The sequence below is a fragment of the Streptomyces sp. NPDC020742 genome, from assembly GCF_040641675.1.
Taxonomy (GTDB): domain Bacteria; phylum Actinomycetota; class Actinomycetes; order Streptomycetales; family Streptomycetaceae; genus Streptomyces.
Genome location: NZ_JBFAEA010000002.1, coordinates 562,699 through 581,342 on the forward strand (window position 1 = coordinate 562,699; position 18,644 = coordinate 581,342).

An 18,644-nucleotide genomic window follows, 5' to 3' on the forward strand; every position below is an offset into this window, starting at 1 on the left:
TGTGGACGGCGCCTATCAGGTCGCGCTCAGGCCCTCTCGCACAATTTGCGTGGACGGCGGAAGAGCCTCGGATCCCACGAACACGGATTCCTCGGAGAGCCGGATGGTGCGGAGAGACCTGACCTTCTTGAGGCTGCTCACATCAATGCTGGCTAGCGGGCTTTCGAAGGTGATGGTGTGGAGATTCGGGAAGTATGCCAGCCATTCCCAGGTGGCACCCGAGTCGGCCTCCACCCACAAATGAGTGAGGCGGGACCGGTCGCAGGCAATCTGGAATTCCTCGGGTGTGATCGTGCCTGTAATCCGGATGCGAGAACGGCCACCGAACCGCCGGAGCGCATTCAATTCCTGTGCATTCGAGACGCAGAAGTAGAGATCTTTCTCTCCGAGATGGGCAATGATTTCCTCAGCGAACCGATCGCAGTCGAATCGACTCCAGACCCTGGCCAGTTCCGAACGGACACGGAGGTCTGAGAGGTCGCGGTATTGCGCCAGTACGGAGATCGCGGCGTCGGTGGCAAGACGGGTTGCGGACAGTACCGTGAAGTAGGCCTCGTCGTCGGAGAGCCCCTGCGGCCCGGGAAGCAGGTCCAGAACGACCGGGCCCACATCGGCCAGAGCGCGCGCCTGATCCACCGATCGAGGCGGAATGAGCGCCGAGGCCCGCTGCTCCACCTCCATCCGTACATCCGGGTCCAGTTCTGTCGCATGTTCCAAACAGGCCGCTGCCAGCAGATGGAGACGCCTGCTGTCCTTCTCGGATGTGTCACCTCGTTCTATGAGCCCGGTGAGCAGCCGGGTTCGCTCCATGGTTCGAGCGTGGGCAACGGACATCCGGATGACGTCTTCCCATTGATCGAGATGCGCGTGCGCGATGAGGAAATCGAAGTCAAGACCTTCGACAGCAGCCTTGGCACCCAGGTAGTCCTGGAAAGTACGGTGAATGAAGTCCATCGAATCTGCACTGGGTTCGCGCAGGAGACCACTTCGAATCAGCAGGTGGTGATAGATCTCCTCAGCCGTTCCCTGATCGGCGATCTTCGGCATCGCGGGTAGTGCGTGCTCCAGCAGTTCAATGGCGTCGGCTCGGTCCATCTCGGAACGACCGTTGCGAATCATCCAGTAGGCCAGCTTCTGGATCAACTGGATGTGATGTTCCTCGCCGATGCGGATGGTGCCCGGCTTGTAGATTCCTCGCTCACGGTCACGCCGGGACAGCAGCATGGAGAGGGCGGCGTCGTAGACCTCCTTCCGGCCGTCCGGTAGGTAGCCACGACGGTCCTGGTGAAGGGCGCAGATCAGCGCGCACATCAGGGGGTTGGTGGCGAGCCGGCCCAGGTCTTGCTTGGCTCGTACAGACTGCAGGAGATCTGTGGCGTAGCGGTCACCAATGCCCGCGGCTTTGTGCCACCGCTTGATGAACTCGGCGACGTTCTCCCGGCTCATCGGAGCAAGGTCGAGTTCCGCGAAGTCGTCGCCGACCAACCAGTCCTGGCGTACGGCCGAAGGTCGAGAGGTCACCAGCCACCGGTTGTGCGGGTAGTAACTGACCAGCTCCTGTAGCCAACGGCGAGCCTCTTGGCGTTCACTTTCCGGAACTTCGTCGATCCCGTCGACCAGGATCAAGCCACGCTTTGAGCGCAACACCCTGTCGAACCACCCCGTGGGCTGGAGGTTGGCGATGGGACAGTCAACGGCGGCCAGGAATCCGTCGGGTGTGGGGAGTTTGGCGCCGCCTCGGGTCAGCCTGCGCAGCGGCAGCACAAACGGCACCAGGCCGTAGAGATACAACAGACGTTCGTCGAGCGTCTTCCGCGCCGTGGATACCGCCAGCCACTGTACGAGCGTCGTTTTCCCTGACCCTGCTACGCCCCGGAGCAACACTCGGTTACGGCCGGCCAAGATGTGGTCGGCGGGGAGGAGGGTGGGGAGATCATGAGTTCTGCCGCCTGTTGCGTCCAAGCTCAGATAGGCGGCGTCGAGCGGCCAATTCTCTGGTGCCTCAGACAGATCGAGCCCAAAGATGGTCAATTTGCCATGCTTGGAGGCGATGTATTCGGCGTAGCGCTCCTCGAAAGGCCCGTCGGCCGGCGAGGGAGTGCGGGAGATCAGGGAGTCGATCTTGAGAGATAACTCTTCGATCCGACGGCTGTTTTCGATCAGCGTACGGGCCACAAAAGTTGATCTCTGGGTGAAGAACTGCAGGATATGCAGGCACGCGGTGTCGAGCACGCTCGCATGAAGTGTCACCGCGTCGCTGGATAAACCGAGAGTGGCCGAGGGGCTCTGTGACCTCAAATGCCGGGAGAGTGCAAGGTGCCCGAGCTGCACGGCTTGCACGTCGTCCATGTCGATGTAGCCGAGCGACCTCAGCGAGTCCGCCACGGCATGTGCCACAGCACGCTGTTCGTACGCCGGTAGACGTTCCTCGACACCGGTGGACTGCGCGGCGCGGTTCACCAGTTCCTCGGCGATCTTGTGCAGATCTTCGTCCGACAGGACTCGTTTCTCGCCCTTGAATGAAACGAGCTTCGAGACGCGCAGCGGCTTGTCGATCAAACCGGCACCGGGGCCGTCGACTAGGAAGAGTCTCTTGATCAGCGGTGCTACAACGCTTGAGGCGAGGCGAGCGCCAATGGCAGCGGCTTCCATTTGCTCCCCGGTTGGTGTGTGGACGGCAGCCAACCGTCGGCCTGGCAGCAGCTTAGGAGACGGAGTGACGGGTTTCCCGGGAAACAGCCCAAGTGCGGTGGCCAGATGCCAAGCGCTGCCATGGCGACTGGTTCCCAGACCTGGCGACCCGTCTCCAAGACTGCGGCTGGGCATGGAGAGCGACATGAGCGTGGGCGCCAGACGGTCGTGGCCGTCGCGGGCGCAGTGTGGCCCCGGTCAGAGACGCGATGTCGACCGCGCGCAGTCGGTGGAGGAGGGTGGGGTGGACGGCAGCCGTCCAGTCGGCATGGAGCCTGGGCCAGGTGGCGAGGGCGACGGTCGTTGCAGCTAGCCCGAGGCGGGCAGTGACGTCCATGCCCTCATCTCCGGGCTTCCAGCTCAACAAGGTGGTGGGCGGAGCCGAGCCCCGCGAAGTTGCGAGGATAGTGGTAGCGGCCGGGCTGACGTTATCCCAGGTCAGAGCGCTCCAGCATGGACAGACGCCGAGCCGCCAGTGACCGACGACTACCGTCGGCAGGTTCTTCGTCTGCTGGTGGTACCCCACGCTCATAGCGGTGCTGACCTGCTGAAATGGCGGCTGCGGCGGCGTCGGCAGAGCATGGATCCGTGAAGGATCCGGATCTTGACGTCAGCCAACTGAATGATCAGGCATGGTTCGGTAAGAAGTCACTGCGGGTCCGGAGTCCGATCTGCCCGTGGCGTACACCATGGTGTCCCTCATGGCAGGCTGAAGGGATCGAAAATGTTCCGCAAGGTACTGGTCGCCAACCGTGGTGAGATCGCGATTCGCGCTTTCCGCGCCGGCTATGAGCTGGGCGCGAAGACCGTTGCCGTCTTCCCGTACGAGGACCGCAACTCGCTGCACCGGCTGAAGGCCGACGAGGCGCATGAGATCGGCGAGCCGGGGCACCCGGTGCGTGCCTACCTCTCCGTGGAGGAGATCGTCCGTGCCGCGCGCAGGTCGGGCGCGGACGCGGTGTACCCGGGCTACGGGTTCCTGTCCGAGAACCCCGACCTCGCGCGGGCCTGCGAGGAGGCGGGCATCACGTTCGTCGGGCCGAGCGCTGGCACGCTCGAACTGACCGGGAACAAGGCGCGCGCAGTGGCTGCCGCGCGCGCCGCCGGCGTACCGGTGCTCGGCTCCTCGGAGCCCTCCAGCGACGTGGACGAACTGGTCCGTGCCGCCGAGGACATCGGTTTCCCCGTGTTCGTCAAGGCGGTCGCCGGCGGCGGAGGACGCGGTATGCGCCGCGTCGAGGACCCCGGCGTGCTGCGCGAGTCCATCGAGGCGGCGGCCCGTGAGGCCGCGTCCGCGTTCGGCGACCCCACCGTCTTCCTGGAGAAGGCCGTCGTCGACCCCCGCCACATCGAGGTGCAGATCCTCGCCGACGGGCACGGCGAGGTCATCCACCTCTTCGAGCGCGACTGCTCTCTCCAGCGCCGGCACCAGAAGGTGATCGAACTCGCGCCCGCGCCGAACCTCGACCCGGCGTTGCGCGAGCGGATCTGCGCCGACGCGGTGCGGTTCGCCCGGGAGATCGGCTACCGCAACGCGGGCACCGTGGAGTTCCTGCTCGACCGCGACGGGAACCACGTCTTCATCGAGATGAACCCGCGCATCCAGGTCGAGCACACGGTGACCGAGGAGGTCACCGACGTCGACCTCGTGCAGGCGCAGCTGCGTATCGCCGCGGGGGAGACACTCGCCGATCTCGGCCTCACACAGGACAAGGTCGTCCTGCACGGCGCCGCGCTGCAGTGCCGTATCACGACCGAGGACCCCGCCAACGGCTTCCGCCCGGACACCGGCCGGATCAGCGCCTACCGGTCGCCGGGCGGCTCGGGAATCCGCCTGGACGGCGGCACCACACACGCCGGTACGGAGATCAGCGCGCACTTCGACTCGATGCTGGTCAAGCTCAGCTGCCGCGGCCGGGACTTCAGCACCGCCATCGGTCGGGCCCGGCGCGCGGTGGCCGAGTTCCGCATCCGCGGCGTGGCCACGAACATCCCGTTCCTGCAAGCCGTGCTCGACGACCCGGACTTCCGGGCCGGCCGGGTCACCACCTCCTTCATCGAAGAGCGCCCGCACCTGCTCACCGCGCGCCACTCCGCCGACCGCGGCACGAAGCTGCTCACCTACCTCGCGGACGTAACGGTGAACAAGCCGCACGGCGCACGGCCCCAGCTGATCGATCCGATCACCAAACTGCCACCCGTGCCGGCCACCGAACCGCCCGCCGGCTCCCGGCAGCGGCTCGCCGAGCTCGGCCCGGAAGGGTTCGCCCGGTGGCTGCGCGAGTCACCGGCCATCGGAGTCACCGACACCACCTTCCGGGACGCCCACCAGTCACTGCTCGCTACCCGGGTCCGTACCAAGGACATGCTCGCCGTCGCCCCGGTGGTGGCGCGGACGGTGCCGCAGCTGCTGTCCCTGGAGTGCTGGGGCGGCGCCACCTACGACGTCGCCCTCCGCTTCCTCGCCGAGGACCCCTGGGAGCGCCTGGCCGCACTCCGTGAAGCCGTGCCGAACATCTGCCTCCAGATGCTGCTCCGTGGCCGCAACACCGTGGGCTACACGCCGTACCCGACCGAGGTGACCGACGCCTTCGTCCAGGAGGCCGCCGCCACCGGTATCGACATCTTCCGGATCTTCGACGCGCTCAACGACGTCGGCCAGATGCGGCCCGCCATCGACGCCGTACGGGAGACCGGAACGGCCGTGGCCGAGGTCGCCCTGTGCTACACCTCCGATTTGTCCGATCCGTCCGAGCGGCTCTACACCCTGGACTACTACCTCCGTCTGGCCGAGCAGATCGTGGCAGCCGGCGCCCACGTCCTGGCCATCAAGGACATGGCGGGGCTGCTCCGGGCGCCGGCCGCCGAGACGCTCGTCTCCGCCCTGCGCCGGGAGTTCGATCTGCCGGTACACCTCCACACCCATGACACCGCGGGCGGCCAGCTGGCCACCTACCTCGCCGCGATCCGAGCCGGCGCGGACGCGGTGGACGGCGCGGTCGCGTCCATGGCCGGCACCACCTCGCAGCCTTCGCTGTCGGCGATCGTGGCCGCGACCGACCACTCCGCACGGCCCTCCGGGCTGGATCTGAAGGCGGTCGGGGACCTGGAGCCGTACTGGGAGAGCGTCCGCAGGATCTACGCGCCGTTCGAGGCGGGCCTGGCCTCGCCGACCGGCCGCGTGTACCACCACGAGATCCCCGGCGGGCAGCTGTCCAACCTGCGCACGCAGGCGGTCGCGCTCGGCCTGGGCGACCGCTTCGAGGACATCGAGGCGATGTACGCCGCCGCCGACCGGATCCTCGGCCGCCTGGTGAAGGTGACCCCGTCGTCCAAGGTGGTCGGGGACCTTGCCCTACACCTGGTGGGCGCCGGGGTGAAGCCGGAGGACTTCGAGGCGACGCCGAACGAGTTCGACATCCCGGATTCCGTCATCGGCTTCCTCCGCGGCGAGTTGGGCAACCCGCCCGGCGGGTGGCCGGAGCCGTTCCGCGCCAAGGCGCTGGAGGGCCGCGCCGAGCCCAGGCCCGTGCAGGAACTGACCGCGGACGACCGTAGCGGACTGGAGCAGGACCGGCGCGCAACGCTCAACCGGCTGCTGTTCCCCGGGCCGGCCCGCGACTTCGAGGCACACCGTCAGGCCTACGGCGACACCAGCGTGCTGGACAGCAAGGACTTCTTCTACGGACTGCGTTCCGGAACGGAGTACGCGGTCGATCTCGAGCCGGGGGTACGGCTCCTGATCGAGCTGGAAGCTGTCGGAGAGGCCGACGAACGCGGTATGCGCACCGTGGTGTCCACCCTGAACGGCCAGCTGCGGCCGATCCAGGTACGCGATGCCGCAGCGGCCGCCGACGTACCGGTGACGGAGAAGGCCGACAGGACCAAGCCGGGCAATGTCGCCGCGCCGTTCGCCGGAGTGGTGACGCTCGCGGTGGCCGAGGGCGACGAGGTGGCTGCCGGCACCACCGTGGCCACCATCGAGGCGATGAAGATGGAAGCCGCGATCACCGCCCCGAAGGCCGGGCGGGTGGCCAGGCTGGCGATCAACCAGATCCAGCAGGTGGAGGGAGGCGATCTCCTCGTCGACATCGGGTGAATCGCCTCCCGCTACGGCATGAGCGGTGTCGTCGCCCTGGTCGGCACCGGCCGGCCTTGGCGAGGCCGTGGCGGGCGCGGGCCCCTTCGCGGGCGGTGTGCTCCGGCTTCTGTGTGATCCGGGTACAGCGGACGACCGGGCCGAGGTGAAGCCGGCGAGCCGGGAGTAACGGCGCGAGCGACCTGATAGCCGAGGCGGCGCTCGCCGTGACGCTGACGGGCCTGGCCGACACCATCCACGCGCACCCGCCCCTGGGGGAGGCCGCCATAGAGACGGCAATGGGGACCGCAGGGCAGGCGAGCGGCCAGCGCCAGCGGAGGACAGCGCTCGGCGCCAGCCTGCAGCGAGGTGGCGATCCGGCTCACCGATCGTCCGGGGCAGCCGCGGCACCGCGGGAGTGGTGACGTGCCGTGGCGCGGGCGGAGGTCGTGCATGCCGTGTGTTTCCTGTCTCGTGCCATTTAGGACATCGCTGGCCGCTACGCCCCAGGTACTCCCTGGGATCCAGCGGAATTGATGGCAGTCGCCGTTGTCCCAGCAGGTGTGTACGTAGACGCCGTTGCTGGGCTTGACGTTGATGTCGGCGCAATTTGAGGTGGTGGTGACCGTTCCCCTAATCGGCCAACCCTCGTCCTGGAAGGTGACCGCCGTGTCGTAGTTCTTGGCGCTGCCGTAGCAGGAATGGACTGTGGTGGGTGCCGCGGTGGCCGACGAACCAGCTGCCAGAGCGAGGCCACCCGCCGTGAGAATCGGGGTCGCCGGAACCTCGATGGTGGGTAAAGGGGTACGCATACCTTCCCCACGCTTACGGTCTGCCCCGCGATTGATCGCGGGGCAGACCGTAAGGCGTCACGGAAGATCGGTTAGGTGCACGAGCCGACCGTCCGAATTCGCTTGTCCGCCGTTCCGAGTCCGGCTTACCGTGCCGTAGTGGATCTCTTCTCACACTCTTGGACAGCATTGCGCACGGCGGTCGCCGAACTACCGGACGAGGACTTCGAGCGGCCGTCCGGCTGCACCGGCTGGCTCGTGCGAGACCTGGTCTGCCACCTGGTCATCGACGCCCAGGACGTCCTGATCACCCTGGTCACACCCACCGAAACCGAACCGACCACGGACGCGGTCACCTACTGGGGCCTCCTGGACCAGCCACCGACCGGCGAAGACCCCCTCGATGCGCTGATCCCCCGGCTGGCCGCCGCATACGGCGAGCCGCGGTGGCTCAAGTTCCACCTCGACGACGTGGGTTCCGCCGCGGGCCGAGCCGCCGAACTCGCCGATCCCGCCCTCCGCGTCAGCACCCAGGACAAGGTGCTGACCGTCGGCGACTACCTGTCCGCGTACGTGCTGGAATGGACCTTGCACCACCTCGACCTGATCGCGCATCTGCCGTCGGCCGCCGAGCCGCCCGCCGAGACCCTCGTCGCGGCTCGCACGTCGCTGGAGAAGATCGCCGGGACCCCGTTTCCCGCTTTGTTCTCCGACAAGGACGCGTTGCTGATCGGCACCGGACGTCGCACGCCGACCGACGCTGAGAAAGCTGCTCTGGGCGATCTCGCCGCAAACCTCCCGCTCATCCTCGGCTAACGACGCTGTTGACAGTTGAAGATCGGGGGCGTGGCCGTGACGTGGAGGGAGCCGCACGGGTGGGTTCTCGGTAGGCCGGGGCCGGGCCGAAGTACGAACTGGCCTTCGCCGACCGGCTACTGGCCACCCTGATCCACCTGCGCACTGGCCTGACCCCACCAAGCCCTGGCCGTGATCTACGAGGTGGGCTCGTCCACCATCGGCCGGGCGATCAGCGAGATCCGCCCGCTTCTGGCCGAGCGCGGCTCCGCCCACGAGCGCCGTGCCCGGGGTTGATGGCGCTTCTTGACTCTCCCCACTTGCGTGCTGTTCGTCGGACCGCCCGGAGTGGGCAAGACCATGCTGTCGGTCGCCCTCGGACGAGCGGCCGTCGACGCTGGCCACCGTGTCTACTTCACCGCCGCCACGGAACTCGCCGCCAAGTGCCACAAGGCCGCCCTCGAAGGCCGCTGGAAGACCTGCATGCGCTTCTTTGCAGGTCCAAAGCTTTTGATCATCGATGAGCTCGGCTATCTGCCGCTGCCCGAGGACGGCGCCTCGGCCCTGTTCCAGGTGATCAACCAGAGGTATCTCAAGTCCAGCACGATCCTGACGACCAACGTCGGGATTGCCGACTGGGCCGGAGCCTTCGGCGACGCCACCGTCGCTGCCGCCATGCTCGACCGGCTCCTGCACCGGGCTGCCGTCGCCGGCATCGACGGACCCTCCTACCGGCTCCGCAGCCACCAGAACCAGGCCGACGCCATGCGCAAGGGAGTCAACGCAGGTGTCTCCTGACCCCAACGAACAGCCCAACCCCGCACCCGCCAACTGTCCAGTCTGCGAGGGAGAGTTCATGCCGAGCCCGAGACAGATCTACTGCTTTCCCCGCTGCAAGAGCGCCGCCCACCGACGCGCTCCCGCCGGCCTGGCCGCCCACACCTGCCCAGTCTGCGAGGGCATCTTCACCGCCAACCCCTGACTCCGCCAGGTCTACTGCTCGCCCGAATGCCGTCGCGAGTCGGAAAGGCAACGCAACCGGACCCGCGACGAAGAACGAGCACGACGTCTTGGCGAACATCCCCGAGCCCTTCCGCCCGGCCCGCAGCCGGCAGCCCCCGGCCCCATCGACCCACTGGCACCGACGGCAGTCCGGAACTGCCCGCACTGCGACCAGCCCGTCACGATCGTCGCCTGCTCGCCAACCAGGAAGCCGCCCGCTCCATGATCACCAACCGCGTCACCGTCATCGGCCCGCTCAGACGCCTCCAATGAGCTTCGGCTGACCGTCACCGATCACTGGGTCCGCCGACCTGACGGTCGGCGGACCCACAACGCGGCTTCGTCCACGAGTTCAAGCGGACGGCGCGACCGGGGACCGCAAGCCGAGCCACTGCTCGGCGTCCCAGGCTTGGAACCGCTCTACCTCGGTGAACCCCAGCTTTGCCGCGAGGCGCATCGAGCCGACGTTGGCCGTCTGGGTGGCGAGCACCACCGGCTCACCGGGAAGGACGCCGTCGAACCAATCGAGTGCCGCCGCGCACGCCTCGGCGGCATACCCGAATCCCCACGCCCGCGGCAGGAACAGGTAACCGAGATCAATCTTCCCCGCAGCAGCCGGGCGAAGATGCTCCGTTGCCCTCCTGAGCAGGATCTGGCCGATCATCGCCCCGTCGAGATCAACAACGAAACTCCCCGGCCACCGCTCGGGCACCCCGGGCATCTCGCGCTCAAGCACGTCACGCGGCCGGGGGCCGCCGAGATAGGTGTGCACCTCTGGCGACGCCAGCAGCTCGATAAACGCCGCACGGTCCCGCGCCTCGGGCTCTCGGAGCACGAGCCGCTCAGTCTTGACCGGGCAGGCGGCCAGGCGACGGGTCCGAGTTCAGCCATGCCGACCAACCAATCAGCAGGCTCGGCAACGATCAAGGCTCGCGGACCGATCAAGCCAATGGCCCGGACCCCACACTCCAAGGTTGTGCTCCTTACGGCGGAGTTCCTGCCAGGTCAGCTCGTACGGGACCTTGGCCGTCCGCTCCGTCAGGACGAGAGGGAAAGTCGGGCCCCGGATCACGATCGCCAGCGTATGCACGGCTTCACCGCGCTGGAGGTCGGTCTGGGGCTCCACCGTGTAGCCACGGCTCTCGACCTCGGTCAGAAGCGCGTCCATGATCCGCAGGGCCCGGTCGGCGAGCGGGCGGGACACGTACAGAGGAATGACCTCGGCTCTGCACCGCGTGTCGACCGCGCCCCGAGACCGGCCGAGGGCCTTGCGCGTTGCGCGGATACGGCCGGCGTGCCGGGCAGCGCCATGTAGGAGGAGATCATCGAGCTGGCGGTCAGGTCGGGGATGCCGAGGATGACGGCACGCGCGCACGTCGACCTGCTGCTGTCCGAGGACGGCAGGCGCACCGCGGCCGAGCTGACCCGCAGACTGAACGTCAGCCCAGCCTCCGTCCCCGTGGCCGTGAACTTCCTTGTCGACCAGGGATATGTCCGGCGCGAGCGCGACCCGCGACGGCGCCGCGACATCTACGTGGTCGACGACGACGTCATGTGCCACTTGATCACGATCAGCTCGCGCCAGACACTCGCGTCGGCCCGGGCCGCGTTGGCGGCGCCGGAGGCACTGGGCCACGACAGCCCCGCCGGGCAGCGGCTGGCCAAGACAGGAACCTTCCTGGACGGGGCACCCTGGACATGATGGACTCGGCCGACCGCCGGCGTGCTCTCGTCGGCTGACACGTACCGCGGAGCGCGCGACGTTTGCCCGTCACCGTCCGTCTGCGGGAGGCATTGAGGCGTCCGGCAGGAGGTGCCGGGGCTCCGGTGAGAGGTGTCGGGGGCGCCGTCATGACACCCGGCTGTCGGACATGGCCCCGTGCCGCTGTTCCTCGGCTTTCCGGAACGAGGTGGCCAGGGGGGAGCGGAAGAAGCGGGACAGTTGCAGGAGGAAGCCCAGTTCCTCGGCCATGTCACCGCCGCCGCTCTGGGGCAGCCCGGGGGGCCGGCCCGGCGTTGCGGCGCCCGAGCGCTTGTTCGTCAGTGCTGTGCCGGCCCAGCACGCCGTCACCGCCGCCTCAGCCGCGGCGTCCGCGATCCGGGCGGCGCGCACGTGTTCGCGGGCGCGGTCGAGGCTGCCCGCGGGGGAGAAGTCCTCCAACGCGAGCAGGGCGTCCCGGATCTCGATGGCGCGCCGGTACAGCCGGAGGTCCGAGTGCCGGACCGCGCTCAGCAGGTCCACGGCGCGAGAGCGGGGACCGGTGAGTGTGACTTCCGGTGAGACGTGGACGAGCGTTCGCCACAGGGGGTGGAGGCGGTACATGACGGCCATGTTCCGTACGGTGCGCAACGGTCCGCGCAGCAGGGGGAAAGCCGCGCCCGCCGCCATGAATGCCGCCTCTGCCCCGGAAACCGCCGGGAAAAGGTGCGGAATCGCGGCGTTGCGGGTGAAAACATGGGCGAGGGACAGTGCCATGAGCAGTGCGGACAGCAAGAAGCCGGTGCCGAGCAGCAGCAGCCCGGCCCGGGTGACCGCATTGTTCACCTGCCGCCCGCACATCCAGCACGCGGCGACACAGGCGATGTTCGCCGCCAGATGATAGGAGAGCAGCACGACCCAGTAAACGGCGTCCGGAGTCTCCTCCTGGGTGGGGGTGCTGGGCACCATGTGCAGGACGTGCGGCGGCGAGAGGACGCACAGCGCGACGAGCGCGGTCAGCGTCAGGGCCGCGGTGCCGAGGATGGCGAGCCGCGTCCGCCGCAGCCCGACGATCGCCGAGATGAACTGGAACACGGCGGTGGCGGCCAGCAGCCCGACGATCTCCTTGAACAGGCACACGGTGTGCGAGGAGCCGCCCAGCGCCGCCTTCGCCAGGGGTGCGACCTCCGGCAGCTGAAGGGTCATCGCGACCGAGGCCAGGCCCACCGCGAGCCACAGGGGGCGCTGCTGCGGCGTACGGACCGCGACCGGCGCCCGCAGCAGTGTGACGATCCACATCAGCGCGATGCCGAGCCATTCGGCCTGCTCGAAGAAACCGTTCGGCCCGTGGTCAGTCATGGGTGATGCCCAGTGCGCGTTCGGCCCGTTCCGTGGTGGCGCACCGCTGCGGGGCCCGGCCCTGCACCGTGGCGTGCGTCCGGATCAGGCTGGCCAGCATCTCCGCTTCCTGCTCCTGGCGCGTCGAGTAGTTGGTACGGGCGAGCAGGCGCTGGACGAGGCGGGGACTGAGGTCGGTCAGCACCGTACCGATACCGCCGTGGTTACCGTCCGCCAGCATCTGGTGGTCGAAAAGCAGATGCCCGATCTCGTGGAGCACGATGTGTTCCTGGTGCAGGGGCGACGTACGGGCCTCGAAGAATATGTGGTCGTCCGTCTCGGTGGACAGCCACAGTCCGCACGCCTCCATTTTCGCGATGTGCGTGGGTAACGCGTGCAAAAGAAGCGGACGTTGCCGCTGTTCGGAGAGGTTCCGGCAGAATTCTTCTACGGAGAAGGGGGTCGGCAACGGGATGTCGGTCAGTTTCGACCGGCACCACCGACGCAATTGGGAATACCCGTACAGCATGTGGGAGAACTGCCACCTCTTCTGTGAGGGGCGGCGTACGGCGCTGCCCCGTGCTCCGACGGTTGGTACCACGATGCGGTCCCGCCCGGCCCGGTCGCGGTCCGGCGGGGATGTGCGGCGCAAGGTCCGGGGGCCGTCAGCGCGGCGGGCCTCGCAGCGCATCCGGAGAGCTGGCCCAGTGGACCGTGCGCAGCTGCGCGGCCGGAACTTCCGTACCGGCCGCGGGGGTGACGCAGCCGGGCGTGCCACGGTGCGGCAGGAGCAGGGAGCGGATGAACGGCTCGTTCCGGCGCGGCGCGCGGTCCGGCGCAGAGGCCCGGGAAACGCGGGAACAGCAGAGGCCGCGGTGTCCGCGGAGGTGGAAGAGGGCGCCGTACCGATCTGCTTGGGGAGTGGCGGACGCCTCCGGGGCGACGCCCGCCTGCGAGGAGCCGGCCGGTGCCCCGTCCGGCAGCGGAGTGATCGCCTGGACGGGTTCCCGTGATGACCGGTGGCGGGCCCCCGAATGCGCCACCTCGCTGTCGTTCATGCGTCGCCCTTCTGGTTCTCCGCCGGGGAGTTGGTCCCCCGCTGAAGCGAAACGTCTGTCACCGTACGGTGTCGCGGAACCAGACGCCGCAGATTGGCGTATTTCGAGCCAATTCGCTGACCGAATATGCCTCCACCACCTGCCCACGGTCCCGCCCGCCGTCCCGGGGCCCGACGGGGCCCGCGGGGGAGCCGAACGGCCCGGTCCCGGCGGCGTACCCGCTGCGGATAGGTTCCCGGCCATGGATGAACGTCTGCTGCTCGAACGCTCCGGCGGCCCGGTGACCCGCAGCCGGCTCGCCCGCGACCTGACCGCCCTCGGCCTGCGCGCGGGCGATGTCGTGATGTTCCACACCGAACTGTCCGCGATCGGCTACGTGGCGGGCGGCCCGCAGACGGTCATCGGAGCGCTGTGCGACGTGGTCGGCGACCGGGGCACCCTCATGGTGACCTGCGGCTGGAACGATGCCCTGCCCTACGACTTCACCGAGTGGCCCCCGGCCTGGCAGGACGCGCTGCGCGCGGAACACCCCGGCTACGACCCCGCCACCAGCGAGGCGGACCACAACAACGGCCGGCTCCCGCAGGCCCTGCTCCGCCTCCCGGACACGGTACGCAGCCGCCACCCCGACGCGAGCTTCGCGGCCCTCGGGGCCGACGCCCGCACCCTGATGGACGAGCACCCCTGGGACCAGCCGCACGGCCCGGACAGTCCGCTGGCGCGGCTGGCCACCCTGGGCGGCCGCGTCCTCCTGCTGGGCGCGCCGCTGGACTCCCTCACCCTCCTGCACCACGCCGAGGCCCTGGCCGACGCCCCTGGCAAGCGGTTCGTGACGTACGAACAGCCGGTCCTCGTCGACGGCGAACGGGTCTGGCGGTGCTTCACCGACATTGACTCCGAGGACGGTGCCTTCGACTACTCGGGCGTCGTGCCGGAGGGTGTGTGGCCGTTCGAGGTCATCGCCCGGGAGATGCTGGCAGCGGGAATCGGCCACCGAGGCACGGTCGGCGCGGCCGAGAGCCATCTGTTCGAGGCCGCGGACGTGGTGCGGTTCGGTGTCGCTTGGATGGAGGAGAAGCTGGGCGGGAAGGCGGTGGCGCCCGGCGGGTCCGGCGAGTGAGTGGCCGGATCCGGTGCGGTGGCCGACCTCGGGTACGAGGGCGCCTGGCCAACCGCCCCCGCCGGCACGTGATTTCTCGTCCGTGAGCCAAGGGGATCCAGGGACCGAGGGGAATCAGAGGCCAAGGGGTCCCAAAGGTCAAGGGACCCCGAACATCAAGGGACCCTGAACACCAAGAGGAACCGGACACCAAGAGAACCCAGCTCCAAGAGCCCCCCGAAACCAAGAAGTCACAGCGGACCCGCCACACGCCGGCCCGCTGCCGTCACCGCGTCGACGGCAGCGGGCCGCGTGACGTCTCCCGTCCGTACCGGTCCGTCCTCCGCGTGCATCATCCACCTCCGGGCCCGCTTTAGTTGACAAGTGCCCCACGTGCTGGCGTACGCTCCCCGGGCACTTCATTCGCTGAAGCGGACGCTGCTCGTGACGCTCGACACCCGTTCGGTCCCGTGGACACGGAGGTCTGCACGATGAAAGCCTTGATGTTCAAAGCTCCCCTGCAGGCCGTGCTCACCGAGCGCGACGTGCCGGAGCCCGCGCCTGGCGAGGCGCTCGTACACCTCGCCTACAACTCGATCTGCGGCAGTGACCTCTCCTTTTACAAGGGTGTCTGGCACGGCTTCACCTACCCCGTGGTGCCGGGGCACGAGTGGAGCGGAACCGTGGTCGAGGCCGGCGGCGACGCCCGTGAGCTGGTCGGCCGCAACGTGGTCGGCGACCTCACCGTCGCCTGCGGAAGCTGCCGGCACTGCACGGCCGGGAAGCCCACCCTCTGCGCTGACCTGCAGGAACTCGGCTTCACCCGGGACGGCGCCTGCGCCGAGTACATGACCATCCCGACGGCCAACCTGCACCGGCTGCCCGAGGGGCTGTCGCTGCGCGAGGCCTGCCAGGTGGAACCGCTGGCGGTCGCGCTGAACGCCGTCGACCGGCTCGCCATCGCCTCCGGCGAGAAGGTGGCGATCACCGGCGCCGGCGGCATCGGACTGCTGCTCGCCCAGGCCGTCCGGCTGCGTGGCGGCGAGGTCACCGTTCTCGCCGAGCCGGTGCCCGAACGCCGCCAGGCGGCCCACGCGCTGGGCGTGCCGCACACCGTCGGCGGCGACCCCGGTGAGCTGGTCGGCTTCGTCGAGAAGCACCCCGAGGCGACGCCCGACGTCGTCCTGGAGGCGTCCGGATACCCGCTGGCGGTCCAGGAGGCCGTGGAAGCTGTCCGCTCTGGCGGACGTATCGGGCTGATCGGCTACCGCATCGAAGAAGCCGCGACGATGGCGCCCCACCACATCGTGGTCAAGGTCCTTTCGCTCCAGGCGTCGATGGGGCCGGGGGACCGGTTCGGCGAGGCCATCGAGCTGCTGGCCGTGGGCGCGGTCGACGTCGACGCGCTGCTGAGCCACGAGTTCGGCCTGGCCGACCACGCGCAGGCGCTGGACGTGGCGCTGCGCCGCGCCGACGGCAACACCCGCTCGTACTTCAACCTCCGCGCCTGACCGGCCGTTCTCCCTCACCCCAGCTCCGTGCTCAGGAAGGACGAACAGATGACCCGTTCCCTGGCCGTGCAAGGCGGCAGCCCGGTACGTACCCGTCCCTGGCCCCTGTGGCCGCAGCCCGCCCCCGGAGCGGTCCGGGCCCTGGAGGGGGTGCTCACCTCCGGCCGCTGGTCGATCAGCGGCCCCTACCGGGACACCGAGTCCCAGGAGCGGTGCTTCGCGCGGGCCTTCGCCGCGTACAACGGGGTCGAGCACTGCGTACCCGCCGCCAGCGGCACCGCGAGCCTCATGCTCGCCTTGGAGGCGTGCGGCATCGGGGCCGGTGACGAGGTCATCGTCCCCGGGCTGTCCTGGGTGGCGTCCGGCTCGACCGTGCTCGGCGTCAACGCCGTACCGGTCTTCTGCGACGTGGACCCCGACACGCTGTGCCTGGACCCCGCCGCGGTGGAGAGCGCCCTGACCGAGCGCACCAAGGCGATCGTCGTCGTCCACCTGTACTCGGCGGTCGCCGACATGGACGCGCTGCGCGCCCTGGCCGAACGCCACGGGCTGCCGCTCATCGAGGACTGCGCGCAGGCGCACGGCGCGGAGTACCACGGCGTCAAGGTCGGCGCGCTGGCCACCGCCGGCACGTTCAGCATGCAGCACAGCAAGGTGCTGACCAGCGGTGAGGGCGGCGCCGTCATCACCCGGGACGCGGACTTCGCCCGCCGCGTGGAGCATCTGCGCGCCGACGGACGCTGCCTGGCCGGGCACCCGGTCGGCGACGGGCGGATGGAGCTCGTGGAGACCGGCGAGCTGATGGGCTCCAACCGCTGTGTGTCGGAGTTCCAGGCCGCCCTGCTCGTCGAACAGCTCGGCGTGCTCGACGAGCAGAACGAGCGGCGGCGGCGCAACGCCGCGCTCCTGGACAAGCTGCTGGCCGACGCCGGCTACCGGCCGCAGACGACGTCCGAGGGCACCAGCACCCGCACGTACTACACCTACGCCGCCCGGCTGCCCGAGGGTGAGCTGACCCATGTCGACCTGGCCACCGTCACCGACGCGCTCACCGCCGAGCTGGGGTTCTCCATCGCCCCGTGCTACGCGCCGATCACCCGCAACCGCCTGTACGACCCCAGGAGCCGCGGCCGCTTCGCGCTGGGCATCCAGCACGAGAGCCGCATCGACCCCAAGCGCTTCGACCTGCCTGTGTGCGAGGAGGCGGCGCGGCGCACCGTCACCGTCCACCACGCCGCCCTGCTCGGTGACGAGGGCGACATGCAGGACATCGCGGCGGCCTTCGTCAAGGTCGTGCGCCACGGCGCCCAACTGACCGGCTGAAGGCGGCGGGCCGGACACGGCCCGCCGGAGCAACCGTCCCGCGACCCGCCCACGAAATCGGGGAGACCATGCACGTCACGGCCATCACCATGGAAGACACGAGCTTTCCCTACCGGCTCGGGACCGAGTGCGTCGAGGAGATCGTCGCACGCCTCGGCGAACGCACGGCCAGCCGCTACCTCGTGGTGTGCGACACGACCGTGGCCCCGCTCTACGGACGCGACCTGGCCGCCCGGCTGGAGAAGGAGGCCGGCCCCGCCGTGCTCCTGACCCACCCGGCGGGCGAGGTCCACAAGCGCATCGGCACCGTCGACGCCCTGGCCGAGCAGGCCCTCGCCGAGGGCGCCGACCGGCGCAGCGTCGTGGTGGCGCTGGGCGGCGGCATCACCGGCAACATCGCCGGGCTGCTGGCCTCCCTGCTCTTCCGCGGCATCACGCTGGTGCACGTGCCCACCACCGTGGTGGCGATGCTGGACTCGGTGCTCTCGCTGAAGCAGGCGGTCAATGCGAGTTACGGCAAGAACCTCGTCGGCACCTTCTACCAGCCCGCCGAGGTGCTCGCCGACACGGCGATGCTGCGCACCCTGCCCGTACGGGAACTACGGTCGGGCATGGGCGAGGTGGTCAAGAACGCGCTCGCCATCCGCCCGTCGATGATCGAGCGGCTCTCCGCCGAACTGCGGCCCGACGCGCACTACGAGGACCCCGCGATGCGGTGGATCATCGAGGAGAGCGTGGCCGCCAAGGCCCAGGTCACCGGCGCGGACAAGCACGAACGCCGGGACGGGATGGTGCTGGAGTACGGCCACACCACCGGGCACGCCATCGAGCACGCCGCCCGGGGCGAGGTCGCCCACGGCGCGGGAGTGGCCATCGGCATGATCGTGGCGGCCGAGGTGTCCCGTCGGCTGGGGCACGCCTCCGCCGACCTGGTCGGTCTGCACCACGAACTGGTCGCCAAGGCGGGCCTGGAGGTGACCGTACCGGCGCTGGTGGACCCGGCGGACGTGAAGAATTGGCTCACCTACGACAACAAGCGCGGCCATCTGCCCTGCCCGCCCGCCACCACTCCGATGGTGCTGCTGTCCGCCCCCGGCCAGGTGCTGCGCACCGGCCAACTCCCCCTGGTGCCCGTGCCGCTGGAACTGCTGGGCCAGGCCGTCGACACGCTGGCGGCGCCCGCGCGGCAGGCGGACGCCACCGGCTGCCTCTCGCCCGCCCCCGCTTGACCGACGGCGAGCCACGCCCCCGTCCCCTTC

At 69.1% G+C, this 18,644-nt stretch carries 14 protein-coding genes and 1 pseudogene; 9 read left to right on the forward strand and 6 right to left on the reverse strand.

Annotated features, from left to right (window positions below; all coding sequences use genetic code 11):
* Positions 1-15: 15 nt before the first annotated feature.
* The gene (locus AB0G84_RS06575) at positions 16-2,652 is read right to left on the reverse strand and encodes an NACHT domain-containing protein (RefSeq protein ID WP_361316329.1); all 2,637 of its coding nucleotides are present in this window, start codon (positions 2,650-2,652) and stop codon (positions 16-18) included.
* 763 nt (positions 2,653-3,415) lie between these two features.
* On the opposite strand from AB0G84_RS06575, the gene AB0G84_RS06580 reads away from it, so the two are divergent.
* From AB0G84_RS06580 to AB0G84_RS06595, 4 genes are all read left to right on the forward strand, one after another.
* Positions 3,416-6,790 (forward strand): pyruvate carboxylase, encoded by a 3,375-nt coding sequence (locus tag AB0G84_RS06580; RefSeq protein ID WP_361316331.1) that lies wholly within the window; start codon positions 3,416-3,418, stop codon positions 6,788-6,790.
* Between the two features lie 929 nt (positions 6,791-7,719).
* Complete coding sequence (locus tag AB0G84_RS06585; RefSeq protein ID WP_361316333.1) at positions 7,720-8,376, forward strand: maleylpyruvate isomerase N-terminal domain-containing protein; 657 nt, start codon at positions 7,720-7,722, stop codon at positions 8,374-8,376.
* Between the two features lie 285 nt (positions 8,377-8,661).
* On the forward strand, positions 8,662-9,153 hold the full coding sequence (locus tag AB0G84_RS06590) for an ATP-binding protein (RefSeq protein ID WP_361316335.1): 492 nt from the start codon (positions 8,662-8,664) through the stop codon (positions 9,151-9,153).
* Positions 9,154-9,211: 58 nt separating this feature from the next.
* Entirely contained in the window at positions 9,212-9,337 is a 126-nt protein-coding gene (locus tag AB0G84_RS06595; RefSeq protein ID WP_361316338.1) for a hypothetical protein, read from the forward strand.
* Positions 9,338-9,709: 372 nt separating this feature from the next.
* Here AB0G84_RS06595 and AB0G84_RS06600 read toward each other — a convergent pair.
* A pseudogene (locus AB0G84_RS06600) lies at positions 9,710-10,248 on the reverse strand (GNAT family N-acetyltransferase).
* A gap of 13 nt (positions 10,249-10,261) precedes the next feature.
* Positions 10,262-10,561, reverse strand: coding sequence for a hypothetical protein (locus AB0G84_RS06605; protein ID WP_361316340.1), 300 nt, complete (start codon positions 10,559-10,561; stop codon positions 10,262-10,264).
* Between the two features lie 153 nt (positions 10,562-10,714).
* On the opposite strand from AB0G84_RS06605, the gene AB0G84_RS06610 reads away from it, so the two are divergent.
* Positions 10,715-11,059 (forward strand): MarR family transcriptional regulator, encoded by a 345-nt coding sequence (locus tag AB0G84_RS06610; protein ID WP_361316343.1) that lies wholly within the window; start codon positions 10,715-10,717, stop codon positions 11,057-11,059.
* 147 nt (positions 11,060-11,206) lie between these two features.
* Here AB0G84_RS06610 and AB0G84_RS06615 read toward each other — a convergent pair whose 3' ends face one another.
* The 3 genes from AB0G84_RS06615 to AB0G84_RS06625 form a co-directional block, all read right to left on the reverse strand.
* Positions 11,207-12,415, reverse strand: a complete 1,209-nt coding sequence (locus AB0G84_RS06615; RefSeq protein ID WP_361316345.1) for an MAB_1171c family putative transporter — start codon at positions 12,413-12,415, stop codon at positions 11,207-11,209.
* Positions 12,408-12,764 (reverse strand): hypothetical protein, encoded by a 357-nt coding sequence (locus tag AB0G84_RS06620; RefSeq protein WP_361316348.1) that lies wholly within the window; start codon positions 12,762-12,764, stop codon positions 12,408-12,410. Before AB0G84_RS06620 ends, AB0G84_RS06615 begins: the two co-directional genes overlap by 8 nt.
* A 295-nt stretch (positions 12,765-13,059) precedes the next feature.
* Positions 13,060-13,452, reverse strand: a complete 393-nt coding sequence (locus AB0G84_RS06625) for a hypothetical protein (protein ID WP_361316350.1) — start codon at positions 13,450-13,452, stop codon at positions 13,060-13,062.
* Between the two features lie 241 nt (positions 13,453-13,693).
* Between AB0G84_RS06625 and aac(3) the strand changes: the two genes are divergently transcribed.
* The 4 genes from aac(3) to AB0G84_RS06645 all read left to right on the forward strand — a co-directional run bounded on the left by aac(3) (position 13,694) and on the right by AB0G84_RS06645 (position 18,614).
* The gene (aac(3), locus tag AB0G84_RS06630) at positions 13,694-14,572 is read left to right on the forward strand and encodes an aminoglycoside 3-N-acetyltransferase (RefSeq protein WP_361316353.1); all 879 of its coding nucleotides are present in this window, start codon (positions 13,694-13,696) and stop codon (positions 14,570-14,572) included.
* Positions 14,573-15,054: 482 nt separating this feature from the next.
* Positions 15,055-16,062, forward strand: coding sequence for an alcohol dehydrogenase catalytic domain-containing protein (locus AB0G84_RS06635; protein WP_361316355.1), 1,008 nt, complete (start codon positions 15,055-15,057; stop codon positions 16,060-16,062).
* A 48-nt stretch (positions 16,063-16,110) separates the two neighbouring features.
* The gene (locus AB0G84_RS06640) at positions 16,111-17,385 is read left to right on the forward strand and encodes a DegT/DnrJ/EryC1/StrS family aminotransferase (RefSeq protein ID WP_361316358.1); all 1,275 of its coding nucleotides are present in this window, start codon (positions 16,111-16,113) and stop codon (positions 17,383-17,385) included.
* A gap of 89 nt (positions 17,386-17,474) precedes the next feature.
* A complete protein-coding gene (locus tag AB0G84_RS06645; RefSeq protein WP_361316361.1) occupies positions 17,475-18,614 on the forward strand; it encodes a 2-deoxy-scyllo-inosose synthase in 1,140 nt (379 codons plus the stop codon).
* The last annotated feature ends 30 nt before the right edge of the window (positions 18,615-18,644 follow it).